Genomic DNA, 25,132 nt, shown 5'->3' on the forward strand with positions numbered 1-25,132 from the left:
CCCCTCGTCCTCAGCCCCTTGCGGGAGGGACGAGCACGCAGCGTTGTGTACCGGCCCGCAGCGTCAGGTGACAGGCTCAGCCGCGCGGTTATAGCCGAGCTACGGCTTCGAGCATTGCTCTGACACTGTTGACCTGGTCCAGGAACAGGCGGATCCAATCGTCGTCGGGTAGTCGATCGGCGTGTGGCGCGGCTGTGCCGGTGATCAGCCGCTTTGTGCGGGTGTAGCTGCTGTGCTGGTGGTTCGGGTGCTGCTGATGACCATTGCGCTTCTGGTAGCAGTCATCGTTGCACTGGTGGCCGGCGCCGTCGGGCACGTCGGTGGGAAGAGCGTGCCGAACTGTGTCACCCTCGGTGGCGGCGAATTCTATGCGGCCATGTCATTGACGATCCTGGTGCTCACCAGCCCCGGGCTGCTGTGACTACTGGGTCCCGGCGTCTGCACCTGCGGAGAAAGTTGCAGCACCCTCGGCGGCACGTTGCTCCGGCCGAGCGTGCTGATCTCGGGCGGCTCAGCGCCCGCGGAATCCAGGAGACCGTGCTGTGTGCGGTAGGTGGTTCCAGTTGTGGGCCCCCATCGGGACACCGCTAGGCTCTGGCGCGACTGGTCGTCGGCGTCTGGTCCTGGCGCGCATTGCTGGTCATACGATGTTGCCACGGGTCAGATCGGGTAGCTGGGTGTCGGTCCGCAGCCATTTGTTGATCATGGTTTGTGCACCGTGGCGGTGGGTGTATTCGACCTCCTGGCCTACGAGCGGTAGCAGGGTTCTCAGCTGGATGAGTTCGTTGCCGATCGCGTCGTGAACGGTGGTGAACGCGGTGCTGAAGTAGGGATGGTCTGCGGCGAGTACACCGTGGATATCGGTGCCGCCGACAATGGGTGTGGTGCTGACCAGTTGGTGGCCGGGTTCGAGGCTGCCGGGTTGGACGAGGATTGTCATTGCGATTCGTTCCAGCAGGGCGCGGGCGAGGTCGAGTTGGTCGTTGTAGGCGGTGACCACGATTTCGGTGTCGGCGGGCATGCACAATCGCAGTCCCGTGGTTGCGACGGTGACGACGGGGTGCCTCTGATGGTGGCAGACGAGCACGGTGTAACCGCTGGTCTTGCCCGTCAAGTCGTGTGCTTCTATGCGGTCTGTGACCAGCCCTGCATACCGTTGCAGGTGGTCGATCAACGCGTTGGTGACCAGTGCGCTCCGGCCATGGACTCTGGTCGGGAAGATCTGCACCGGGGGAGCTGACTGTCGTGGTGGGGGTGAGGGGGTCTGGTGTGTTTGCCGGCGGGCGGCGGTGGCCACGTCTTTGAGGTAGTCGTAGATCCATTCGAGTCCTGCGAGATCGAGGCGTTGTTTTGCTCGGGTGACGGCGACGTAGGCGAGCATGGCATCGGCCGCCGGTATCGGGGTGGGGTTGCCGTCGTCATCGGGTGCGGGTTCGCGGAAGTCTTCGGCGATGGCGACGGTGTCCCATTCTCTGCCTTTGCTTTTGTGGGCAGTGGATACGACGACGTCGGCCTCGTCTTCGCTGTCGGCGAGTTGCTCGATGGTGCCGAGGATCTCCTCGACACCGTGTTCGTCGATGAGATCGACGAAGGGTTTGAGATCTTTGCCGTCGTTTTCGGCGTAGTCCTGCAGATCTGCCCAGGTTCGGAAGGCGAACAGTTCGCGGTGGCTTGGGGGCTGACCGTTTTTGAGCTGCCGCGCCGCCTCCGCGAGGTGTTTGATCGGGCCGCCACCACCGACCAGTGCCGGGCGTTGCCCGGTTTGCAGGATGTCGATGACTTGTTTTATCGCTTCGGCATTGGTGCGGCACAGGATGGCATGGGGGCGTTTGACGCGTCCGACGGTCGATGCCAGGTGCGGGCTGCCGAGGACCCTCAAATCGGTGCCGAGCATGGCCAGCCAGAGGTTGGCCTCGTTGGCAATCGCCGGACCGAAGCGCCAGGACTGGCGCAGCGTCAGATGCTCGTCGGCGTTGTCCCAGTTCTTGAGCGCGTCGACAGCGCCGCGCCAGGAGTACAACTGCTGGTTGGAATCGCCGACCAGGATTTGCTGGGCGTCCTGGGCGGCGATGACCGCTGCGAGGGCGGGGTTGGTGTCTTGGGCCTCGTCGAGCATGATGACGTCGAAACGCAACCGGGGGTTGCTCAGTGCCCACATCTTGAAATAGTGGTCGTGTTCGAATTTCAACTTGCCGTTGATGTTTCGGATGTCCGCCCACGCGCGCTGGGCATATGGCACCACCGCGTCGGCGAGGTAGGCGAGTTCTTCTGTGCTGATGCCGACTTGCGCAGGCACGTGCTGGGACCCGATGTCGGTGTGCGCGGAGTGGCAGTATCTGGTCACGGTCTCCATCGCCATCCGCGCCAGGTCGCGTGGCAGTAACACGGTGGAGGCGAGCGGGATGTGCTGGGTGATGCCCAAAATGCGAGCTTGGTCGTCGGCCCGCTGGCGTTGGGCATTGTTCAGGCGGTCGCGGTAGCGCTTCAGATAGTCGCCTGCCAGGCCATGGGAGGTGTAGCAGTGGACATGGCGTGGGAAGCGTGTTCTGGCTTCGTCTTTGGTTACGCGGTTGTAGGCGATGTAGGCGACCGTCTGGCCGCTCAACGCGTGGCCGACCATCTCCAGGGTGCTCGTCTTACCTGCGCCGGCTCCGGCCTGCACGATCAGATTCTTCCCCGCCCGAGCAGTATCGATGACGTCCTGCTGTTCCACGGTTGGTTGGTGCTTCGGTCGCGGCGAGGCCGTGGAAGCTGGGGTGCGGGGTTGGCCGGCTCCTGATGCGCCAAGGTGGGGTCCGCGTCCTCGGGAGGCGTTTCGCACCTCTGCGTACGTGGTGAATCCGAGATCGGCCATCTGGTACGCATGGGCGCAGCCGGGACAGATCAACGCCACGTAGCGCAGCTGTTTCCCGTTGCGCTCGAATGGCTTCCGCGCGACATGCACTGTCGTGTGTTGGCTCGGGCACGCCAGCAGCAGGGTCTCCTCGTATGACCAGCCGGGCTGGGTGAATCGGTCCACTGCGACGGTGCAGTCGCGAATACCCCAGGACAAGGCCAGGTCCACGACGGTATCGACGGTCACGCGCCCCTCCTCAACGATCCACCCCATGACAGCCCGGTGGGATCTGCCGAAGCCTCAAGATAACCCACACCACTGACACCGATACGGGGCTCGACCGACGCCGCGGCTTCGGTAGCCCGATGCCGTCGCGGGCACCGCGCGACGGCCTCGGGTTCCAGAGTTGGTGGGATCACTGCAGCGCAGCGCGTACAGCGCACTGTGCACGGCTTGGTCGGCGGCAGGGGCAGGTTGGGGGCGTCGCGGCAATCGATGTCGTGTCCGGCCGCCATCACAGCGTTTTGGAGTGCGAGCCAGTCGAGCTGGGCCTGTGCGGCGGGATCGACGGATTCCCTTGCAGGGGAAACTTTCTCGCCGATAGCCCGCTTCAGCTCCGTCGTGCTGATCACGATCTCAAATGACTCGGACCGCTGGCGAGTCCGTCCGCCTTCGCGCGTGACGGCGAGGATGCGCTGGCGCTCCTGCTCGGCCGCCGCAGCCAATCGTGTTTGCAGGCTGACCGGTACTTGCACGCCGGCCGGGGTCAACGCGATGTCATGCAGCGCAAACCGGTAGGGCCGCAGATCATCGCCGATACACGGTGGCAGGTGCTCGACACGGTCGACCACCGCGGGCCCGGCTGCGGGGTGTGGGCGCGTGTGCGGTGCGCCGACCAGTAGCGTGATTTCCGGTTCCCAGGGATCGAACAGCCACATCTGCTGGGGGTGGTCGGTATCGGCGAGGACGACCCACGGGAGAGGACTGTCCGGGTGCCATAGCCAGGCATCGACGACGCCGTTGTCTACGTAGTCGCGGTGGCGGCGGCTCCAATCCGCATCGGTCACGGGCGAACGTTGTGCCTCGAGCACGACTCGGTTGCCGTCGGCGAACACCACCTGCACATCGCATCGCCGCTCACGGTTGGGCAGCCATACCTCGGTGCGGACGTCGATGACGCCCGGCTGGGTTCGCGACCACTCCGCCAGAACGGTCTTGCTGATCAAATGCCACACCGATTCCGGATCATGCGCACCGCCCACAGGCCCACGACCCGCTGGATGCGCGAAGTGCGGTCGGCGCACACCGCCGACCCGGCCTTTCACCACCATCGGCACCACAGTGCCCGGAGGTGCGCCGACTCCCGCGTAGCACAGCGCGCACACCAGTGTTCGATCACCGGTGTAGCCGTGGGCCCGGAGATCTTCGAGGCGAAGATCTCCGGGATCGGTTGGGGCGCAGACATATCGATGGCGCAGCGTGTCCAGCGCCACCATCAGATTGCTGGAGGTACCCACCTCGGTAATACCCTTCGGGGAATAGGCGACCGCCTCCCAGCAGCACACGCTGCGGGAAGCGCTGGCGGGGCCGCGCTATTCGACTCAGGATGCGTTAGGTGGTCCGGCTCGAAGATCAGTACAGGAGAGCTCGTCGCTCTAGAAAATTTTCAGTTACATTGAGCGCCGGAAAGTTTCAGGGTTCAGGTTATGACTACATGCGACCCACACCGATACTACGGCGGTCCGGAATGTATGTCGACCGGCGGACTCGACTGCCCAGAGAGGACGGCCCACACCAGCGCGTGACTTCGCGCTCCGGCCCCAAGGCCAGGTGAGGTCTCGACTACCGACTCAGCCCGGCAATACCCGCTCTCGCGGAGGTGCGTCGCGCGGCGAGGGGTTCGAAGTCGCCGGCGCGAAGCCATAGAACGACCCGCGTCGCCCGCCAGCGCCGTGGTGTCGAACGCCACGACCCGTACGACGACCGCACTGACAACGCCCGCAATCGTGCGCTTTGGTCGTGCGGCGCGGGTCGGTGATGGCATTCTCGAAAGGGCGACTGCAGTAAGGGGGAAGATCATGAGCTCCGCGCCCGCGAATTGGTATCCAGACCCGCAGAATCCAGGCTTTCTCAGGTACTGGAACGGCGTGGACTGGACCGGCGACCCGGTACCCGCCCCAGCGGCAGACGTTGCTGCACAGCCCCCGCGGGGCGTGGCCCCGGTTGCGAAGGTGCCGATGTTCGGCACTCGTGCCTATGCGAAGCGCCAATCTCATGATCTGGCCGATGCTTTGGCCGAGATCCAAAGGCTGCGAGCCGAGTTGGCCAGCATGGGTGGCCTCGAGGTCGCCGAGCTTCAGCGCTACCGTGAGCAACTCGCCGCGCAGATCACAGCCGAGCAGGCGCGCCTGGAAAGTGTGCGCATGCAGGTGATCAACACCCAAGAGAAACAGGTACTCCAGGAGATCGGTATCTACCGATACCGTCATCCACTGTCGGACGTGGTCGCCTACCGCGTCGGTGCGATGTTGATGTGACGCGTCATCGGCGGCAACCGTTCATCCCGGTGGAGGCTAACTGGTCATTGTGCACCCGCGTGGCTCGTAGGCACGCATCTTGGCGGCGTGTCGGCTCACGACTTCGATCATTCAGACGATCGTGGCGGCTACCGCGTTCGCAATGCGGCCGGCTTGCTCAAGGATGTGTTCCGTGGGCTGAGCGAGGTCAAGTACCCAGGTACGGAGTTTGGTGCCGGCCTCGCGCACGGTGTGGGAGCTGGGTGCGTCCCCCGAGGCGTATACGAGGTGCCCTTCGGGTACGCCGAGGGCGGTGCAGTAGGCGAGCATCTGGTAGAGGTCGGCGTAGGGCCGATCGTCGTCCTTCACCCTCTTGTATTTGGCGTCAAGGACGGCAGCAGGTCGAGCGTGCCGTTCCCAGACGAGGTCGGGTCGGATGCGGAGTTGCCGCATCGTATCGAGATGACTGGGGTACTGGTCGCGCAGCCGGCCTCCGTAGGGTTCGAGTGCGCGGCGCAGCGTGATGGTGAGCCAGTCTTCGAATGCCTTGTTGAGGTCAAAGAGGAATCCGCTGGCCGCGGTGGAGCCGGGTGGCTGATCGAGGCTTCGTCCGGCGAGAACGATACGAGCCAGTCGGAGTGCCGGTTGGTAGTGGCGTGTCAGCCTGGTCGGCGGGGTGTCGGGCGGCGTGTCCCCGGCGACCAGCGGAGTGACGTCAGCCAGGGTGGTCAGCAGTTGACGAAGACCGGCATGTGTTGCCAGCGGCAGGCCCGGAACACGGAGCAGCCGGCGAGCGGCGGTGAGCAGGACGCGGTTCTCGGGGATGTCGACGGTGTAGTCGTCGTAGCGGACTTCAAGAGGCACGGCGAGGCCGAGGCGCTGGCGGAGCTGGTTGGCTTCGCGCAGGCGGCCACGCAGGAGCGGAAGCGCTTCTTCGACGGTGCGGTAGCCCTGGAGGACTCCGTGGGAGAGGGCTCGGCGGGTTGCGGCGTGGAAGGACACGGCCACCGCGGTGACGAGGTCGTCGACAGTAGCGAGGTCCACGATGTCGTCGTCGCGCCAGCCGTTGGGATCCTGGGCGTGGCCGAGGAGCCACAGCAGCCGGTGGATCCCGATCTTCGGGGTGACGCGAAGTTCGATCTCACCGCATCGAAGCACGCCGACGTACGACGACGCCTTGAGTACGGTGCGGCCCTCCAGGTCTGCGCTGACTTTGACCGCTCCGGTGGCGGTGAGCCCGTCGGCGATGGACCGGGCGATCGGGCTGAACGCTCGGGCTTGGTGTTCGGGCAGGGTCAGACGCCTCACGCCGGTGGCTCGCCGATCTCCTCCTCTGGTACGTAATCCGCGCGCGGCCCGGTACGCGAGGTAGTGCCGTTGCGGAGGGCGTCAAGGCCGTAGAGGGCGTGGAGGTCGACGTTATCGCCGATGTGCCGTTCTTCCAGAAGCGGCATGATGTGGTGTTTCCAGATGCGGGCGAGCCCTGTGTCGGTGCCGACGCGCGGGTTCATCAGGTACGAGGGACCGATGGCGGCGTCGCGATCGGCGACGCGGTCGTTAAGAGCGTCCAGCAGGTCGGCACGATCAGCTGGTAGGCCGTGTGCGTGGAGCCAGCGGCGCAGCATGTCGGCGACGGGGGGTTCGCCGGGGAACAGTCCCTGCCAGGAGAACCGTCGTCGCATGGCTGAGTCGACAAGGGCGATCGACCGGTCGGCGGTGTTCATGGTGCCGATGAGGTAGAGGTTCGGTGGTAGCCGGAAGTCCTCGGTCGGCGAGTACTGCAACTGCACGGAGCGGTTGCGGTACTCCAGGAGGAAGTAGAGCTCGCCGAAGACCTTGGCGAGGTTGGCGCGGTTGATCTCGTCGATGATCAGCACGTAGGCGCGGGTGACGTCCTTGTTGGCTTCGTTGACGAGCAGCTTCAGCGGTCCGTCTTCCAACTCGAAGGCCACGGTGCCGGGTGTGGTGCCGCGCTGCGGGCGGAAGCCTTCGAAGAAGTCCTCGTAAGAGTAGGACGGGTGAAACTGGACGAGACGATGTTCGCCACCGGTCTGCTCGGTGAGAAACTGAGCCAGCTCTTGCGCCAGGTAGGTCTTGCCGGTTCCTGGCGGTCCGTACAGGATGATCTGCTTCTTCTCCCGCAACAGGTCTACTGTCTCGGACAGCCAGTCGAGGTCGACGAACAGCTCGGCGGCAAGTTCGGTAGTGGGCTCGGGCAGCACGACCGGCTCACTGACCGGCGGTTCAGGGGTGTCCTCGGTCGGGTCGAGGTCGGGGTCAATTCCGGCCAGCGCGGCGAACTCTGCGACCTGGGCACCGAGGGCGCTGACGGTCATCTGCCCGGAGAGCCGGTCCCTGGTCTCGGTGGTGAGCTGGTCCCGGGTGAAGGGAGCGTCGGCGTTGGCCCAGTGGACCGGGCGTCGGCGGCTGCTCAGGTGCTCGGGTGTTTCGATCCAGGTCGCCGGGCCAGTGACCGTACCGACATAGACCTTCGTGCCGTCGACGGTCGCGATGATGTCGCCGGGTTGCATCTTGTTGAGGAACCGGTCGAGCACGCCGACATGGAGGGAGCGCTGCTTGCTCGTGAGGTCCGGCTGCTTTTCTGCGAGCTGAGCGTCGATCTGCGAGCGGGTACGTCCGGCCAGTAGTTCGCCAAGGTCGGGGTACGCGAGCGAGCAGTAACCTTCGGCCAGCCACTCGGGGACCATGTTGCGGCCGTGCACATTGGCTCCTCGCACGAGCCAGCCCCGTAGTTCCAGTTCACCGTCGCCGGAGGCCACGCGTGGGCGCCAGCGTCTCTCGATGTCGCTGTCGTAAAAGTCGATATGGTCGCCACGTTGACGTTCGAGCTTGGCCCGCAGTGCAGCGAGGTCGCGGTCTTCGTCGCCGGTCAGGTCCGACAGGTCGTCGGCGAGTCTTTCGACAATTAGTTGTTTGTGACGGCGGGACACGATGCGTTCGAAGGTGTCGGGAAACGCCAGATGCAGTAGGACGTTGCGCTGGCTGTACGCGCTGTTTACCGGGATGGAGTCGGCGACGTTGCGGAACGCCCACGGGTCAGTAAGCGCATTCTGTCGGACGTCCGGTGGGAGCGCCTTCCACGCCACGACGAACCGAACAAGCCAGGCGAGTTGCCGATCGCGGTACGTGCGGTAAGCCGTACCAGCACGGCCGAACCCGGTATCCAGCGCTGCGTCGAATTCCGCTGGCAACTGGATCGACTCGGGAGCCAGCGCCAAGACTGTCAACAGGAGGTCGCGTTTCGCCATGCCGCCGAAGTCGTTCGGAGCGAGCAGGTGCAAGTACACCAGTTCGGCCGCAAGTTGAATCGTCTCTTGCGGAGCGTCACCGAGCTGGCGTCCAAGCTTCTCGGTAAAGCTGGCGGCGCCGAGTTCCGGCGCGTTGACGAATCGCTGAAGGAGGTCGTTAGCAGATGGAGCTGTCCACACTGGACGGCCCGGGGTGAAGGCGGAGTCATCGTTGGCGAGGCCAGCAACGATGACGCGCTGAGCGGCAGCGTACAAGCGACTGTTCTGGTAAGGCACCGTTACGACCTCCGGTCCGGATGGCGATGTCCCTGCCCAGGAGCGGGATCGAGCGGGCTGACGAACTGACCTTCGGCCATTGCGTCGTACGCTGCGAGAACCAGCCGTCTTGTACGGAACTCGCCGTAATTTCGCTCCTCGTTCTTGCGCAGCACAAAGAACGAGTCGATGACGTGCTCGGTGTCGCTCCTGTTGAGCCCATAGAGGTGCATGTAAGCGGCATCCAGCTCGGCTCTCAATTGCGCCCGTCGCTCCTCGGCCCACCTGAATGGAGATCCAGTGTCACCGAGATCGCGTGCGTATGACTGGAGGTCCCACGCAGTGTACGACAACTCAAGTACTCGGGCGGTAATCCACCTTTCCAGCGTTGTATCCGCTTCTGCTTGCCACGGTACGGTCGCTTCATACATCGACGGGGTCAAGACTGGAAGTTGCTTAACGGTTTGATAGCTGAGGGATGCGCCCGCATGCTTTTGTCGGACGCAATAGTCGAGCACAAGTGTGGACAAATTGGCCTGTAGGCACGCGGGCGATCCCTTACCAGGAAGGGCGAGTAGAAACTTGTGGCCGACCGCCGCTCGCGGAATGACTGAGACGATCATCGTCCGCTCGTCCACGGACCTGGCTGTATCACGCCATCCCAGTAGCCAGTCATGATTCCATTGTTGTCCAAGTCGTTGAGACAGTTGCAGGAGTGCCTGGGTGACGTCGGCGTCGGCGACCCAGTGTCGAGGCCAGGGAGTCTCTAGAGGATCGTCGTGTTGCGCAGGCGTTAGCCTTGGGAGAGTCCCTTTATTCAATTGAGCCTGGGTTGCGCCCTCGTAAGTCGAGAAACGGTGATCGTAGTAGTGCGTCATCTTCGCTTCGTACAGCGGAAGCATTCGATCACTGCCTCGAATAAAAGAGGACCCGTCGACCTTCCAGCCTTGCTGACGTAGGACCGACTCGCTGTGAAAAAGGTTCGAGTCAGACGCCATGTTGAACAGGCCCTGTGCGGGCATAACCATCCAATGATTACCGCCCTTCTCGCTCTCCCTCCAAAGGATCGGCAGGCGAGAATGTATGGCAATGGTGATCTCCGCGTCACGGCGTGTGCGAAAGATTGGGCTTGTTCCGCTATTGGGATTAACCTGCAAGATCTCGCTTGGTGTTACATCAAATCGCCGACTTGACAGCTCGTGGATATGGCGGACCGAGAACGCGAAGGATGCTTGTGGTACCACAGTGCCGCCGGTGGCCACGAGCACTGCGAATCGAAATTGGTTGTGAACGTCTGGGAATATCTTGGCTTCGTTCTCGAAGTCAAAAAAGACGGCAAGAACCTTCGCCTCGATCAGTCGGCGAAAGAATGGAGCGGTCGTGTCCCCTGTCGCTATGGCCGTCTGTAGGACCATGCCGGCTCGGCCACGGCTGGCTGTCATTGAGACGCCCAACTCGGCAAAGAGGGCATAAGTATTGATGCGCCCGCGTGCCGTGAGTGGGTAACGCCCGCTTGCGCGGATAAGTCGATTCTCGGTCTCAATGAGTCGGAGGTCGGTAAGATACTGTTTCCACAGTGCTGGGCGTTCAGCGGCAAGGGCTGCGACCAGTTTTTTGCGTGCCGCCGCAGTCGGCGCTGCGGCAATTTCTGGTGCGCTTACTGCGAAGTATTGCTTCTCCTGGAGTTCCATCTGTTCCCAGGGGGGATTCCCGACTATGCAGGTAAATCCTCCGGGGAATACATCGGGGAACTCTAGATGCCAGTGGAAGAACTGATACTCTGCGCTGAGGCGTTGCACCTCGGCGAGTTGCTGCCGAGTAATCCCAGCAGCTCCGTGATCTATAATTCGCCGAATATCGCCCGCTGTCAAACCTGGCGGCCTGTTAATGGCATGGTGCCATACGAAGACAGCGCACCATGCATCGGACGTTAGTCGCGCTCGCTCAAGTGCTGGATTGGCTTCGGCCTCTTGCCATGCAGCGGCTTTGGCGCGCACTTCCGCGAGCGTGCGTTCAGGCGCATTAGTCAGTTCCTGAAACGCCTTGCCGAAGTCGCTGGCGGGTTCCTCGAAGAAGAGTTCCGCCTGGTTCGAATGGATAGTTTCTTCCCGGTTTCGACTCTTGCGCTTGGACACGGTCGCAGAGTCATCGCCGGTCAGCACGGTGAAGGCAGCTTCGGGAATTCCGTTCTCAACGATGTCAGGTGTGGCACCGAGGAGAGCGTTACCCACTTTGATATGAGCGTCAAGGAACGACAGAGGGCGACCCGGTTCGAGAGCTTCGAGCCATAGTGCTACCTTCGCGAGCTCGACGGCTAGTGGATTGAGGTCGACGCCGTACAGGCAGTGGCTGATGACGTCGCGCATGGCGTCTCGAAGTGCAGGTTCGGGAGGCTCGGCCTCACCGGTGCGATACTCAGCAAGCCGTCGCGCGATGCGTCGTCCAGCTGCCACGAGGAAATGCCCCGAACCACAAGCCGGGTCACAGATCGTGATGGCAAGGAGCGCAGCCTTCGGATCGGAAGATTTCGCGGCTTCGTCAAGAACAGGTTTTAGGCTCTCGTCGAGCAGGACGTCGACGAGCTCCGAAGGGGTGTAGTAGGAACCGGTCTTCTTGCGATCGTTCCCTGCCGCGATGTCGAGAGCGTAATGACCTGTCTGGGCGTCGTAGTCTGGGACGAGTTCAAGGAGTGATTCGTAGACGCTGCCGAGTTCTTCGGCGCCCAGGTTGCGGTAGTCCACTCCTCGGGCCATGCCAGTCTCGTCGCGTGTGAGTGATAGGGCCCGGACGGCGGCGAGGAGGTCGCGGTTTGCCAGGTTGGCGTCTTCTAGGGGACCGAGCGAACCGCTGTCGTAGATGCCGCCGAGTCCAGGGAGGCCGAGTGCCGGCAGCCCGCCTTCATTGCCGAGGCCGCGTGTGATGAGGCGCAGTGCGGTCCACTGGTCAGTGTGGCGTTCGATGGTGTGGCGGCGTTGTGCCTTGAGGCGCAGTCGATCGGTGGAGAAGTGTTGGGCGTAGCGGCGGCGTTGTTCGGGGGTGGCTTGATCGTGGTGGAGGAGGTTGCGGTCTTCGGCGACGAATAGGACGAGCAGTTGGTAGACCACCCGCAGTACAAGCCGGTGGTAGTCACGTGGGGTAAGGCTGCCCTGGCGGAGTTGTTCCCGAAGTGCAGGCGTTGCGGAAAGGAACCCCGCGCCGAGGATGTTCAGGGCCTTCCTGACTCCAGCGGAGAGTCGCTTCAGGGCTCGAGTTCCGCGGGTCGTGGAGTCCTCTCGCCAGCGTTCCAGCCAGCAGGTGCTAGGTGCGGCTGATGGATCCGGCTGCGGTTCCACGCGACTGGCATGGCAGAGCTGCCACATCACGGTGAAGTCGGCGAATACCTCACCGTCGAACATTCCGGCGAGGTCGAACTGGACGTATGCCTGGCGGACGAGTGCGGCGGAGTCTCGCAGCAGTCGCAGTTCGAGGCCGTTGGTAAGGATGCCCCACAGGTGGTCTGGAGAGCGGTTGAGGAATTCTTGCAGCATGGAGTGTGGTGCTTGCCGCGCGGCACCGGCCACGCCTGCCGTGCGGTGGTCGAGGTCTACGCCGACTCCGAGCAGGTGCAGCGGGGTCCGCTGCCACAGATGGCTCACCGGATAGCTGGCGTCGCCGACAGCAAGCCCGCCTGCGGGCACTGCGGGAAGGCGGCCGTAGCCGAGTTCGTCGAACAGGACTCGCAGCCATTGGGAGCGGGTGGTTTCGATCTGGTGGCCGTTGTCCTCGCCGGGGGGCACCGTACGCCGAAAGGCCAGCCAGGTGCTGCGCAGTCGCTCCCAGGAGCGGTTGGCTGCTTCGCGTACGGTTTCGGATTCGGCGAGGCCGTAGGTGCTGGGTCTGAGTCCGTCGAGCTCGCCAGCGGTGATGGCTTCGAGGGTTTCGGGCGGCAGCAGGCCACCGACGGTTCGGATAGTGCTGATGGTGTGGGCGCGCATCATGTCCCCGCAGGCAGGTAGAGGTAGACGCCGAGGATGTCGGCGGGGCGTTGGGCGGTCACGGTGAGACCTCGACGGATGAGTTCGCCGGTGCTGCCAGCGGCTTCTCGCACTCGGCGATGGCTGGCGAGGAGTTCGGTGGCTAGCCGGTCTCCCTCGTCGTCCAGGTGGGACGTGAGGCGGTCCAGGCGCGCCTGGACGCGGCGGATGTCTTCGGCGGCGAGGTCGCGGGGAATGTTGCCGGCGGGACGGGCGTCCAGTAGGGCGGTGACTTCATTGTCGGGCAGCCATTCGGGCGTGTTGGCAGTGCCGCGGTAAGCGAGTAGCCGAGCTTCTTCCACGACCATCGAGCGGCGTTCGGTAGTGGTGGGCAGTGTGAGGTGTAGGCGGTATCGCAGCAGGAGCAGGGTGGTGCGGGTGTCGACGGCGTTGGTGAGGAGGACTCCACAGCGCCTGGCCGGTCGGTCGGTGCCTGCTTCGGGATCAAGTGCGGTGTCGAGGACGTAGCGGGCGAGGGTTTCAATGGTGGGATCGGTTCGGGCCAAGACCGCTCCACCTTCCGGGGCGGGCGGGGTTCGCACGAGCAGGAGATCGGTGGTGTCACTGAGTTCTTCCCGCAGTGGGGGTGGCAGTCCATCCAGCGCGGCGGTGTACCCGTCGGACGTGGTCGTCAGAGTGGCCCGCAAGGAGGTGAGTGCGTCCACTACGAAGGTCTCAGTCTCGGCCGGACCGCCGAGGGCAGCGCGCACAGCGTCGACCTCGCGTGAGACGTCGAAGGGTTTGATCTGTTCCTGGGCGAATAGGCTGCGCGAGCGTTTCTCGCGTTGCGCTGCGTCGTCCCACCGCTGATGTAGATCGGTGCGGGCAGTTTCCTCGACACCTTCCAGCTGGAGTTGGCCGCCGGTCTCGGCCCGCAGTACGCCTTCCAACACGGCGGTCAGGACGGCGTCGCTGTCTTGCGGGACGGGAACGGCAACCCCGGTGTCGGCTTGGATGGCGCGGTGGCGGCGCAGCAACACATCCAGCACGAGACCGTCGATGCCGTTGTCTTCGCCGTAGTAGGTGATCGCGTGCACGTCAGGGGCGCGTTGTCCGAATCGGTCAACGCGGCCTTCGCGCTGTTCCTGGCGGGTGGGGTTCCACGACAGGTCGTAGTGCAGGACCGCATTGAAGTGGTCTTGCAGGTTGACCCCTTCGGACAGGCAGTCGGTGGCCACCAGGATGCGGCGCTCGGCTTTGCCGAGTTCGGCGACGCGGCGTTCGCGTTCCTCCGGTGGCTGGGCGCCGGTGACCCAGGCGACTTCGACGTCCGGCAGTGCCTGGCGCAGTGCGGTTCCCACGTACTCGGCGGTGGCGATGTAGCGGCAGAACACCACGATGGCGTCGCCCGCTTCTACCCGGTCGCGGACGAGCTCGATGCCCTTCTTGAGCTTCGCGTCCTTGGCGCCGCGCAGACGGTCGGCGTCCTTAGCCAGCCGCAGCAGACGAGCCCGCGGTGTGTCTTCCGCGGGTAGCGCCCCGGCGGTGGTGTCGCGGCCATCGACGGCTTCGTCTTCGTCGGGGAGATCGAGGACTCCGGCTTGGCCAAGGATGTCGGCTTCCTCGACGGTGGTCACGTCATCCTCGCCGCTGCGGTTGCGCAGTGTCGCGGCGGCTGCAGCGGGTGAGGAGGCCATCGCCCGCAACAGCGCGAGGATCGACCACCAGCGGACCCGCTGGCTCACCCGGCCTCCGGCCGTGTCGCGCACGGTCTCGCGGGCGTAGCGCAAGACCTGGTCGAACAGCTTGCGGTAGTCCGGTGTCAGGCGGTAAGTGGCCTCCACCGGGATGCGGTTGGGGAATGGGGTGTCTTCGTCGAGGTAGGTCTTGATGTCGCCGCGCTGGCGTTGCACGACGTGACGGGCGATGCGTTCGCGGTCGCGGCGGCGTGCGTCGCCGGACAAGTCGTCGGGCAACTCCGCGAGGGATTTGTCCAGTAGCCCGAGCAGTGCCCGGAACGCTTCCGGCTTGCCGCTGTGTGGGGTTGCGGTGAGCAGCAACAGGTGCCGGCCGGGATCGGCGGCGAGGCGGGACAGCAGCGTGTAGCGCTGCTGGCTGGCGCGGGCGGTGCGGCCATCAGCGGCACCGACGCAGGTGTGGGCTTCGTCGACGATCACCAGGCCGGGGCAGGCTCGGATGAACTCGTCCGCGCGCCGTGATGACTTGATGAAGTCGGTGGACACCACCGTGTACGGGTAGCGCTCGAACAGCGATTCTCCGGCGGGTAGGTCGCGTTCCAGACGTCCGGCGGTGGATGGGAGGACCAATTCAGCGTCGAGTCCGAACTTGTCGGCCAGCTCCCGTTGCCACTGGGGGGCCAGGGCAGGGCTGCACATGACGGTGAACCGGTCGACGCTGCCCTGGGCGAGCAGCTCGGCGACGATGAGGCCGGCTTCGATGGTCTTGCCGACGCCGACGGCGTCGGCGATCAGGAGCCGGACCGTGCGCATGCGCAGCGCCATCAGCAGCGGGACCAGCTGGTAGGAGCGCGGGCTCACGGCGATTTGCGCCAGGCTGCGGAAGGGACCGCCGCTGGACCGGAAGCCCAGTCGTAGCGCGCTGCGCAGCAGTCGGGCGCTCACCGCGTCGCCGAGGTCGTCGGGGTCCGGTGGCGCGAAGGTCGCGGATTCGACCGGTTCGAGGTCCGGGAGGACTCCGGCGATGTCGTCCACGCCCCCGCCCAGGGGCCGCAGAAGAAGCAGGTCGTGGGTGCTGTCGGGCAGCACGACCCATTCCCGGCCACGGGCGCGTACCAGGGACCCAGCTGCCCAGCTCACGAGCGTCCACCTCCGAAAACGGTCGGCATTCTGTCAATGACCGCGGCCCAGTCCTCGCCTTGTCGGAGTCGCAGCGCGTGCCATCGGGGGCGGGCCAGTAGCCGTTCCTCGGCGTCCTCGTCGGTAAGGGGATCGTTGTGGCCGTCGTCGATGAAGACCCCGTACCGTCCAGCGTCCAGGTTGTAGACGAAGTGCGGGCGGGCTTGTGCTTCTTCGACGAGCACGTCGACGGCGTCCGGGAGCCGTGCGCCCTTGGCGCGCAGTAGGCCGATGAACGGATGGTCGCTCACCACACCATTGGAGGGTGTGTCAGGCGAGGCGACGCCCGGTGCCGGTAGTGCCGGGACGGTGGTGGCGTCGGCGAGGTCTCGCAGCATTGTGACGATCGAATGGCGGTCCAGCAGGAGGTGGTCGGGCTGGTTGCCGTACGACAGCAGGCAGTCGTAGCAGGCCCGTTCGCAGCGTTCGGTGCCCGGTTGGGCGGAGCCGCGGTCGTGACCGTTCTGGTCGAAGTGCAGGATATCGAGCGCTTCACGCGCGACCAGGCCGAGGTCGTAGTGCTCGCCGGCGACGAGGTTGCGCAGCACGCCGGCACCGCCCTCGGCGGATTCATAGAGCAGGATGCGGCGTCGTTCCCGATTGTTGGGCAGTGCTTCGGCGGCCAGTTCGTTGTCCTCGAGGTCGAACGCGGCCTGGATGCCGCGTTTGAGCGCCCACTGCAGGGTGGCCAGGCGCTCCGGGGATACCTGGTCCGACCAGTGCACGACCAGAGTGTTGCGGCGGTCTTCGACGAACGGGATCACCAGCTCGGGCGGCGCACCGGCCGCCGCGGTGGCGCGGCCTTGGCGGTTGCGCTGGGGGCGTGGCTCCCAGCGCCCGGTGGTGGGGTTGATGAAGTAGCCGTCGGGCGTGCCGGGTGCTCGGCGCCGCAGGCCGATGTTCATCCGGCGGATGGTGGCGGTGTCGGCGTAGGTGAGCCGGGCGAGCTCGCGTCCGTCTGCGGCTACGACCCGCGCTTCTCGTCGGGCATCGGGGCCACTGGTCGGCAGCCCGACCGCGGTGACCAAGTCAAAGCCTTGGCGGCGGCGTTCTTCCTCGTCGGAGGAGATCCGCTCGCGGCGGCGGGTGGTCGCGGTGGTCATCCGCAGCAAGTTCGGGATCGATGCCCCGAGGTCGACACTGCAGATGTCGCAGTGGTCGTCGGAGTCATTCCATAGCGTGCCGCAGTACTCGCACCGCTTGGCTCGTTCCAGCGCCAGTCGGCCGTCGGCGTCACCGCGGCTCGGCAGTGACACCTTCACCACCTCGTAGCGGGCCCCCTCGTGGTAGACGAAGGCACCGGGCCCGAACTCGCTGATCGCCAGGAACCGCGGACGGGACAGGTAATCGCCCTCGCGGCGGCGGCCTCCCGCCCGTGCCGGGATGAACGCCGAGACGGGCAACCGAGGGAATGAGTAGCCGGGCAGAAAGCCTTCGGTGGCGAAGTAGCGGTAGCTGTAGAAGTCGCTGTAGCCCAGCTCGTCAGACTCGTTGCGCAGCAGGTTCAGCTTTGTAGCGGCTTCCAGGTAATGTGCCCTGGCGCTGTTGACGGCGTCTGCTGAGGCGGCGGCGTCGGTGAGCACTCGGTTCGCGGCCGCCATCTCGGAACGCGCTGCCCGGAATGCCTCCCGCCATCGGTCACAGGCGCGGTCGAACTCCTCGACGGCGTTCTCGACGGTGCGGCGGATCCAGTCCTCGTCGAACCACGGCGCGTCGGCGATCTCTTCGACAGTGCCCAGTACCTGCCGGGCTCGATGCAGTGCCCGGTCTGCCGCTGCAGGATCGGACAAGGTGTGCCGCACCGTGGGCTCGAGTTCCAGGCTCGGGTCGTCACCGCTGACATCCAGCAGCTCCACCAGGGATTTTCCGAGTGGTTGGCGGGTCTCGGCCAGCCAGATGGCGTGGATGTGGGAACGCACGAGGTCGGCATTGGCCAGATCGAGGCGGGGCGGGGCGACGGCACCGGCGACCATCCGCTCGGAGCGGTGGAAGTAGTACTGGTCGTGCGCGCTACCGGTGGTGCAGTAGGTGACCACGATCGCAGGTTGCCCGGCGCGGCCGGCGCGGCCGGAGCGCTGCGCGTAGTTGGCCGGGGTCGGTGGCACGTTGCGCAGCACCACGGCGTTGAGGGTTGCGATGTCGACACCCAACTCCATCGTGGGCGAGCAGAACAGGGCCTGCAGGCCAGCGTGCCTGAACGCTTCCTCACGCTCCTCCCTGATGGGCGCTGGGACCTGCGCGGTATGTTCGGCCGACCGCAGACCGGTCAGCCCAGCCGCGAGGGTGCGGTAGAAATCGACGAAGTACGGGTTCGGGGCAGCACCGGTCTCTCCCGGACCGGTACGCAGAGGATCCGGGGCTCGCGTGACACCGTCCCCGGCCAGCCAGCGCAGCGCTGCCGCATTGAGCTGATATGCACGGTCTCCGTGGTCCTCTTCAACGACGGTTACCAGGCCATAGAGCGCGAGTGCGTCCAGCATCCCGGCGATGGTCAGCTCGGTATCGGCCGCGGTGATCCGCGGCCCGTCTCCGCGGAGCCGGCGGCGCATGTACCGGCCGTAGGCCGACAGACCGGACAGGAACGCGTCGCCCCTGGTATCGTCCTGCCTCCGCGATCGCGGCCACACCCGGCCCGCGAGAAACCGCTCTTCTTCGGCAATCGTCCACGGATCACGCAAGTGCTGGTCTGAGAGGTTGCGGACGGCCTCGAATCCGTCAGCGGTCAACGCGGCAACCCGGATCGCCAGTGCGCGGCGCATTTCGTCCAACAGCACACGCGCCAGCGACTCGCGCTGCTCGGCCGACACGTCGGCCAGCAGGCCACTGCGCCAGATCTCGTCATCGGCGCATGCCTCGTCCAGCGCGACGTAATCAATCCTGAGCAACGCGGACTGTTCGAGGTTCGGCATCGTAATCCGCCAGCCGCGCTGCAGATCCTGATAGAGCCGATACGCGACCGCTTCACGAAGCGCCCGGTCGGCCTCCTGCCGCGCAAGGCCCCGCACGTCCGGTTGGAGCGCGTACTCGTCCCGCGGCAGCCCGAGCGCCCGAACGACGGCGCTGGCCATCGTGTCATGGCGCAACCCGTCCGGACCGGCCCCGGATACGGCCCGGTACAACGCACTGCGCAGGAGACCCACCTGGATGAAGTCATTGAAGTGTCCGGCCTGCAGGGAGGCGTCCTGCCGGTTGTCGGTGAACGACAGCACCTTGCGGGCGTCCTCGCGCAGATCCTCCTCACGCAGGGCCCGCACCAAGCTCGAGGCCAACACCGTAGTCGCCGAGCTTCGGCCTTCCGAGCCGAGGCTGGACAACTTCGCGAAGTCCTGCTGGCGTGCCGACTCGTAGGACACCCTGCATCGCAGGCAGAACCGGAACGGTGCCGACACAAACGCCGCAGGAACTCCACCCTGCCCGTGCGTGTCCTCACGACCGTCCGGCTGCACCACCACGCGAACCGGCAAATGGTCAGTCTTGGTCGGATCGACCTGCTCCGCGCCAGGGCGACCGATCAACCAGCTGGCAGGGAGTCGTTCGATCACCTCGGTCAGGTCAGACGGCCACGGGGTCGTGGTATCGACGTACAGGTAGCCACCACGAGGGTCACCCGCCACGTCGTCCGGCAGCCGCGGCCGGAACCCATCTGACGTGCGGACCACCGACAGGTACTCCTGGCCGCATTCCCGGCAGAACGCCAGAGGCGCGAGGACGGCGTCAGGACGGCCTGGCACCGCCAGCTGATACCGCGTCGTGAGGTAGCGGTCGGCTTCAGGCTCGATCGAGCAGTAGACGGTGTCGCCCTTGCCGATGAACTGGTGCAACCGGAACGCGAAGAGAGAACGGCCGAAGTCATCGAGCTGTTCTGCACCGGCCAGCAGCACCTGCCGTAGCGCGTCGGTGCACGTGGTCTCGTCCAGCCCCGTGCGGCGCGACAGCTCCGTGGCCGCGTCGGACAGCTTGGTGGGTGGCTGGCGAACGAGCCGGTCATCGACGGTCGTCACGCCGAAGGTTGACTCCGCCCACGCCGCCAAGGGATCGTCGCGCAGATCCTCGGCGCGTCCGACATTCCAAACAGCGGCACGCAGAGCGTCGTCATCCGGGTCGGGGTCGCTCCGGGTGGCCCGGCGCAATGTTTCCCCGATCACATGCTGGGGGTCCACCGGTGTGCCGAACAGCCGCTCTGCGACCTCGGCTATCGCGGCCCGCTGCTGCTCCAGCGTGCCTGGTCCGGCCAGTGTCGCAGAGGTACCGACATACTGGACCGATCGGCTACCGCAGGCGTCACGGACCCGCCTGACCAGCATCGCCACGTCCGCACCCTGTCGACCGCGGTAGGTGTGCAACTCGTCGAGTACCAAAAACCGCAGTTCGCGAGCCTGTTCGATCAACCGGCGGCGCTCATCGGGGCGGGTCAACAGTAGATCGAGCATCACGTAGTTGGTTAGCAGCACGTCCGGCGGATGTTGCAGGATCTGCTCCCGCTGCTCGTCGCTCTCCTGGCCGGTGTACCGGGCGAATGTCACCAGCCGACCGGTATCGCCCAGGAACTTCGCCAGCTCCAGCTCCTGACTGTTGGCCAGCGCGTTCATCGGATAGACCACGATCGCGCGGACACCACGACCGCTGCCTTCGCGGAGCACGTGATCGACGATCGGAACCAGGTATGACAAGCTCTTGCCCGAGCCGGTGCCCGTCGTTAGCACATAACTCGCACCAGCTTGTGCCGCAGTGACCGCGTCCCGCTGGTGCTGGTGCAACTGAAGGCAGCGGCCTCCTACTCGAAAGATCTCAGCGCACGCCGGATGCAGGACCTCATCCGCGGCCAACTGCTGGATGTCACCGCCCTCAGCGAACGCGGGGTTTAGGGACAACCACGGCTCCGGCCACAGCAACCCGGCGTCGAGCTCGCGCTCGACCAACCTGCGGATATCGTCGTCACGCACGCGCAGGAATCCGTCGATGTAGCGGCGGTAATCGCCGACCAGCCGATCACGCACCGCGAAGACGTCCACCGTGTCCCCAACCCCGTATCCCTGTTCCGACGCCAAGACCCCACAGAGAGTAGTAGCGCACTCCGACAACGCGATTGCCCGCTCCCTACGGGAGTGAGCTCCGGCGGCACGTCCACGACGTCAAATCGACCACCAGACCTCGTGCGTTGTGTCACCTGTCCCACGGTAAGCAGTGCGAGCACTCTGTAAAGTCGATCAACAGCGATGCTCCGTTACGGCCCGCGGCGACCATCCCGGACGGAGTAGTCACTGCAGGTCACCAGTGTTCACTCCGACCGCCCAGTAGATCTGATCTTCGTCGCAAACGGGGCGGGCTGCGCGACTACAACCAGAAGACCGCGATCCAGTTCCTCGACTACGTGCTCTCGCAGCTGCCGTTCGCGGTGGAGACGGTCCAGACCGATAACGGGGCGGAGTTCCAGTCCGGGTGCCACTGCCACGTGCTGGACAACGGCATCAACCACGTCTACATCAAGCCTTGGACACCCCGGCTGAACGGGAAAGTGGAGCGCTCGCACCGCACCGACGCCGAGGAGTAGTTCGCTGTGGCGGCGCACCGCCGATGGTTGGCGAATGTACTTTCCTCAGGGAACACCCGTTGTCGCCACATCAACTTCGGACGCAACGAAAGGCATTGATGATTGAAATGGCGGGCAGACGCCTACCTGTGTCAGACCATGCGACTCGCATACCTCGGTCGAACTGCACCGAGCCTTCCAGGGTCAACTGGTTTTATGGCCGGGGGTGCTGGCAGGAGTCGTATCGTCACCCGGCCATGGGGGAGCGGCTGGACCCGCGGACGCTGATGAATTGAACCTGTGGGGATTCGGCGGTGGTGGTGGTATGCCGTCGCGAAGAGATGTGAGGAAAGCGACTGTGTCATCGGGTAGTTCGGCGCGCACGGCTAGTTCGTAGGCGAGCCGGTGGTAGTCCTGGGTCTGTGCATCGTCGATCAGTCGGACGGTGTCGTCGTGCTGGGTGAGCACGATGCTTGGCAGGTCGAACCGTTCTGATCGGACAGCGGAGAACCGCAAGTAGGTGAATCCGTGGTCGATCGGTATCGATTCCGCCGAAGGGCTCCTGATCACCTGCAGCGTGACATTCCTTTGGTGTGGCGGCCGAGCGCTGATCGCCAGTACATGGTCGATCTGTGAGCGCCAAACGGCATCACCTTCTTGACGCTGACGAAACGCGTGCTCCTCGACCAGCAGCCATACCGGTGGTGCATCGGGCCGGAAGAGGGTCGCTCGGCGTCGGGAGCGCTCGGCGACCAGGGCTTCGATTTGCGCAGATGAGTAATTGGGGTGGGCCGAGAGCAGTGCGGCGCGGGCGTAGTCGTCTGTCTGGAGTATGGCGGGGCTCATCTGCTGCTCGTAGTGGATGATCCGGCAGGCGGCACGTTCGAGGCCGGCGAGGGCATCGAATGTCGCTGGGGCCCAGCCGAGTTCCCTGTGCGCTGTGTGCGTGAGATTGCTCAGGTGGTGAAGACGCATCAGATCCGCGTACTCGTCGGGTGCGTCGATCTTGTACGCGGCCAGCAGCGCGACAAGGTGGTGGCGTTTGATCCCGGTGCGTGCGCGCTCGATGCGGCTGACCGTCGACGGAGAAACGCCGATCGCTGCGGCCGCGGCTGCCTGTTCGAGGCAGCGCTTCTCACGCATCTCACGCAGACGCTCGCCAAGGATGATCTTGAGCGCGCTGGTGGTCGAGCCGCCTGGTTCGGAGTCCGGCTGTGGGCCGGTGCGCGCACTTAGTGTTGGCACGTAAGGAGTCTGGCACGCGGGGGACGCGAAAACTACGCTCCTTATGTACTTGCAGATGTACTTGCATTCGAACGTGCAGCAGCGCAATCGTCTGTTTTGTTTGCTGGGTTGTGCTCTGCACCAGAGAAATTCGAGACGACTGGCTGGCGGCTTGCTGGGTCCGGGGGAGGGAGATCAACTACTCGGCACTAGGTGGCTTAGTGCACGACAAGCCAGGAGAGAAGGTGGGGTAGGGAGTGGTATCGCTCGGCGGTGCCGCGCGCAGGCTGCGCCCGGGGTTTCGGTATGGCTGGCAGTAGCCGGTCAGAGTTCCTGGATCGGGCTGCTTATACCTGCGTTATTCCTGTTAGTCCACTTTTTCTGCGTCGCCGGGTCGGCGTGGACGAAGACGATCTTCCGGTCTAGCCTTTCCCCTTGGTCGTCTCCCTCCGAGGGGTGTGCCAGCTCCGATGGTCGGAGTCGTGGACATGCCTAGGAAGGAGAAGACCTTCGTGGGTAACCACGCAAATGAAGGCCGGAGAGTGCCAAAGGCCCCGAACGACTGGGCGGTTGTGCGAGCCGTTGTCTCAGTCGTCGGGGCCGTCGTCTGGCTGCTCCGGAAGTTGATGGACTGGTAGTCCGTCAACGTCGATGAGCGGGCTCGCCGCGCCAACGGCGGGCTCGCTCTCCCTTTCAGCCCATACCCCGCAAAACAGACTTTGAGTTTGTTATGACGGGGTACAGGTCAGAGTACTCGTCACGGAGGGGATTTCAACGGCTGACCCGACCCTGATTGGTTTGCTAGAGATGTACTCGGATAGCTGAAATGCACATGCACCTGAGTTTTCCGTCCCGTTCTGGCAGATCACGCCGCGTGCGCCGTGGTCGCGTTTCCGGACTCAGCAAACGTTGAACAAGGTATGTTTCGTTATCTCTACGCAATCTGCTGGACAGGTTCGCCGACCCGGTTGACGCCCCGTTCACCATCGAACCGGTCCGGCGACCGCCCCGCAGATGCCTGCCTAGGGGCGGTATCTGTCAGTCCCGCGACGCGGCTACAGGTGAGCAGGTCGGGTACCGGCGAACTGCTTGGATTGACTTGCCGCTGGTCCACTACCGGTTGATGTCTCTGGTTGCGAGGCGTTGATACTCCCGGAGTTTGTCGGCCAGGCGCCGATCCAGTTCGCAGATCTGTGGCAGTGGAGACGCTCCAGGCGCCGAGACGACCGACAGGGCGACATACTGCCCGTCGAGGGTCTCCAGAGCCCGACCGAGAACTCGGCACTGTGGTGGACAGTTATGGTGCAGGCTCAGCGCGCGGATCGCGTCGTCGGTGGTGAGTCCACCAGGGTCGGCAAGGCAGTCGGCGAAGCCGATCGGATCGTCGGGCTCCGCTGGTGTCGGGTTGGTCATGACGCCGCCCGCACGGGCCGCACACGGTCATCGACGATGCGCCATCCGCTCCACCGGCACGGTTGGGTATCCCAGGTGAGGTGTTCGCCGATCCTGTTGCCAGCCGCCGGGACCGATCCGCACAGCACGGCCGGGCAGGCCACCGCGATCAGCCGGTTGGCACTGTCGAACTCGGCCCGTCCGCAGTCGGCGTACAGCCTCACCGACCCACGATCAGCCGCGCCCTGCCCTATCGCCATGGCGTGGCAGCCAGAGACTTGGGTGGCGGAGGTGGTCGGGGTCTGCTGTTGCCGGTGGCGGTGTAGCCAGTGCCGCCAGTTCATGCGCTCACTCCTTCGTGCAGCCAGTCGAGGAAGCTGTCGTAGTCGACGGCGCAGGAGATCTCCATCAGGCGTCCGTTCGGGTCTCGGTAGAGGCGGGCGTCGCGGGCGATGCGTATCCGCTCGGGCCGGAATGTCACGAACGGCAGGCCGAGCGCGGCGCTCAGAGTTAGTGGGTCGTGCATCCAGCTTCCGGCTCGCCACCCGAACCATGCCTCGAAGTGCGTGGCCAGCAGCTGTGCCCAGGCGGGCGCGGTCGGGGACTGAAGCCGGTGTAGCAGCGCCCACTTCCGGGTGATCTGGATGATGTTGCAGTTGGTGTAGTCCGACAGAACCAGCCGCGGCGCGTGCAGCGCCCGCAACGCGAGCCCAGCCGAGACCGGGTCGGTACGGAAGTTATGGGACGCGCGGGTCTTGTCTCGGTAGCGGTCCAACCAACCGCCCATCTGCGTCACCATCAGCCGCTCCGCCAGATCAGGGGTGTAAGTCAGGAGTGCGGTGAGGTTGGTCATCGGACCCATCCCGACCCACCGGATCGGTCCGGCCGTGGTCGCACACAGCTGGGCGACGGCGTCGACCAGGTGATCGGCCGCCGCGGTGACGTCATAGGGATGCTGGTCGAGTTCACCGAAATCGTCGTTGATCAGGAATCGGTGCGCTCCACCGATGTCGATCCCGGTGATCACGGGGACATCCGGTCGGTCCAGCAGGTCCAGGACGTGCCGGGCCAGCAGCGCGCGGCGACCATGGGTCTCATCGGCGGTGACGACCGCGAGGTTCGGGATCGTCCGGGCTGCGATCACCACGGTCACGAAATCGTCGGGGTCCCAACCGAGGTCGGTATCCAGGACAACCAGCCCATCCATCGGGCTCGCGTCGAACCGTCGCTGCGGCGTGGACGTCTGTTCGCCGGGAGGTGGTGGATCATCGAACATGCTTA

Annotated in this window: 14 protein-coding genes; 3 read left to right on the plus strand and 11 right to left on the minus strand. The window is 64.9% G+C overall.

Annotated elements, in window-relative coordinates:
• Positions 1 to 247: 247 nt before the first annotated feature.
• Complete coding sequence (locus ON34_RS30035) at positions 248 to 421, plus strand: hypothetical protein (RefSeq protein ID WP_157172503.1); 174 nt, start codon at positions 248 to 250, stop codon at positions 419 to 421.
• Positions 422 to 640: 219 nt separating this feature from the next.
• Here ON34_RS30035 and ON34_RS34255 read toward each other — a convergent pair whose 3' ends face one another.
• Both ON34_RS34255 and ON34_RS33940 read right to left on the minus strand, forming a co-directional pair.
• On the minus strand, positions 641 to 3,082 hold the full coding sequence (locus ON34_RS34255; RefSeq protein WP_157172504.1) for a UvrD-helicase domain-containing protein: 2,442 nt from the start codon (positions 3,080 to 3,082) through the stop codon (positions 641 to 643).
• Positions 3,079 to 4,332, minus strand: coding sequence for a competence protein CoiA family protein (locus ON34_RS33940; RefSeq protein WP_157172505.1), 1,254 nt, complete (start codon positions 4,330 to 4,332; stop codon positions 3,079 to 3,081). Before ON34_RS33940 ends, ON34_RS34255 begins: the two co-directional genes overlap by 4 nt.
• A gap of 582 nt (positions 4,333 to 4,914) precedes the next feature.
• Here ON34_RS33940 and ON34_RS30050 point away from each other — a divergent pair.
• On the plus strand, positions 4,915 to 5,373 hold the full coding sequence (locus ON34_RS30050; protein WP_040785989.1) for a DUF2510 domain-containing protein: 459 nt from the start codon (positions 4,915 to 4,917) through the stop codon (positions 5,371 to 5,373).
• A 111-nt stretch (positions 5,374 to 5,484) separates the two neighbouring features.
• Here ON34_RS30050 and ON34_RS30055 read toward each other — a convergent pair whose 3' ends face one another.
• From ON34_RS30055 to ON34_RS30075, 5 genes are read right to left on the minus strand one after another with little or no spacing between them, the layout of a single operon-like run.
• The gene (locus ON34_RS30055) at positions 5,485 to 6,660 is read right to left on the minus strand and encodes an McrC family protein (RefSeq protein ID WP_040785991.1); all 1,176 of its coding nucleotides are present in this window, start codon (positions 6,658 to 6,660) and stop codon (positions 5,485 to 5,487) included.
• Positions 6,657 to 8,897 carry an McrB family protein gene (locus ON34_RS30060; RefSeq protein ID WP_157172506.1) on the minus strand — a complete coding sequence of 747 codons (2,241 nt, stop codon included), beginning with the start codon at positions 8,895 to 8,897 and terminating at the stop codon, positions 6,657 to 6,659. The genes ON34_RS30055 and ON34_RS30060 overlap by 4 nt, the downstream gene beginning before the upstream one ends.
• Positions 8,898 to 8,899: 2 nt before the next feature.
• Positions 8,900 to 12,850 (minus strand): Eco57I restriction-modification methylase domain-containing protein, encoded by a 3,951-nt coding sequence (locus ON34_RS30065; protein WP_040786090.1) that lies wholly within the window; start codon positions 12,848 to 12,850, stop codon positions 8,900 to 8,902.
• A complete protein-coding gene (locus tag ON34_RS30070) occupies positions 12,850 to 15,666 on the minus strand; it encodes a DUF8741 domain-containing protein (protein WP_040785993.1) in 2,817 nt (938 codons plus the stop codon). The genes ON34_RS30065 and ON34_RS30070 overlap by 1 nt, the downstream gene beginning before the upstream one ends.
• Positions 15,663 to 20,753 (minus strand): DEAD/DEAH box helicase, encoded by a 5,091-nt coding sequence (locus ON34_RS30075; RefSeq protein ID WP_218003951.1) that lies wholly within the window; start codon positions 20,751 to 20,753, stop codon positions 15,663 to 15,665. Before ON34_RS30075 ends, ON34_RS30070 begins: the two co-directional genes overlap by 4 nt.
• A gap of 323 nt (positions 20,754 to 21,076) precedes the next feature.
• Here ON34_RS30075 and ON34_RS30080 point away from each other — a divergent pair, with 323 nt between their 5' ends.
• A complete protein-coding gene (locus ON34_RS30080; RefSeq protein ID WP_040786093.1) occupies positions 21,077 to 21,256 on the plus strand; it encodes a DDE-type integrase/transposase/recombinase in 180 nt (59 codons plus the stop codon).
• A 183-nt stretch (positions 21,257 to 21,439) separates the two neighbouring features.
• Here the strand turns inward: ON34_RS30080 and ON34_RS33945 are convergent, their stop codons facing one another.
• The 4 genes from ON34_RS33945 to ON34_RS30100 all read right to left on the minus strand — a co-directional run bounded on the left by ON34_RS33945 (position 21,440) and on the right by ON34_RS30100 (position 25,127).
• Positions 21,440 to 22,480 carry a helix-turn-helix domain-containing protein gene (locus tag ON34_RS33945; RefSeq protein ID WP_157172507.1) on the minus strand — a complete coding sequence of 347 codons (1,041 nt, stop codon included), beginning with the start codon at positions 22,478 to 22,480 and terminating at the stop codon, positions 21,440 to 21,442.
• 1,092 nt (positions 22,481 to 23,572) lie between these two features.
• Positions 23,573 to 23,872, minus strand: coding sequence for a hypothetical protein (locus ON34_RS30090; RefSeq protein WP_040785996.1), 300 nt, complete (start codon positions 23,870 to 23,872; stop codon positions 23,573 to 23,575).
• Positions 23,869 to 24,195 (minus strand): hypothetical protein, encoded by a 327-nt coding sequence (locus ON34_RS36495; RefSeq protein ID WP_157172508.1) that lies wholly within the window; start codon positions 24,193 to 24,195, stop codon positions 23,869 to 23,871. The genes ON34_RS30090 and ON34_RS36495 overlap by 4 nt, the downstream gene beginning before the upstream one ends.
• Complete coding sequence (locus ON34_RS30100) at positions 24,192 to 25,127, minus strand: nucleoside hydrolase (protein ID WP_051023343.1); 936 nt, start codon at positions 25,125 to 25,127, stop codon at positions 24,192 to 24,194. Before ON34_RS30100 ends, ON34_RS36495 begins: the two co-directional genes overlap by 4 nt.
• Positions 25,128 to 25,132 lie beyond the last annotated feature (5 nt).

Origin of the sequence: Nocardia pneumoniae NBRC 100136, from assembly GCF_000308755.1 — a bacterium.
In the GTDB taxonomy this organism is placed as follows: domain Bacteria; phylum Actinomycetota; class Actinomycetes; order Mycobacteriales; family Mycobacteriaceae; genus Nocardia; species Nocardia pneumoniae.

What these genes read in the sequence shown, in the direction of transcription:
- ON34_RS33940 (WP_157172505.1), bottom strand. Translation starts at nt 4,332, where the DNA reads ATGGTGGCGCTGGACACGCTGCGCCATCGATATGTCTGCGCCCCAACC.
- ON34_RS30050 (WP_040785989.1), top strand. Translation starts at nt 4,915, where the DNA reads ATGAGCTCCGCGCCCGCGAATTGGTATCCAGACCCGCAGAATCCAGGC.
- ON34_RS30065 (WP_040786090.1), bottom strand. Translation starts at nt 12,850, where the DNA reads ATGCGCGCCCACACCATCAGCACTATCCGAACCGTCGGTGGCCTGCTG.
- ON34_RS30090 (WP_040785996.1), bottom strand. Translation starts at nt 23,872, where the DNA reads ATGACCAACCCGACACCAGCGGAGCCCGACGATCCGATCGGCTTCGCC.
- ON34_RS36495 (WP_157172508.1), bottom strand. Translation starts at nt 24,195, where the DNA reads ATGAACTGGCGGCACTGGCTACACCGCCACCGGCAACAGCAGACCCCG.
- ON34_RS30100 (WP_051023343.1), bottom strand. Translation starts at nt 25,127, where the DNA reads ATGTTCGATGATCCACCACCTCCCGGCGAACAGACGTCCACGCCGCAG.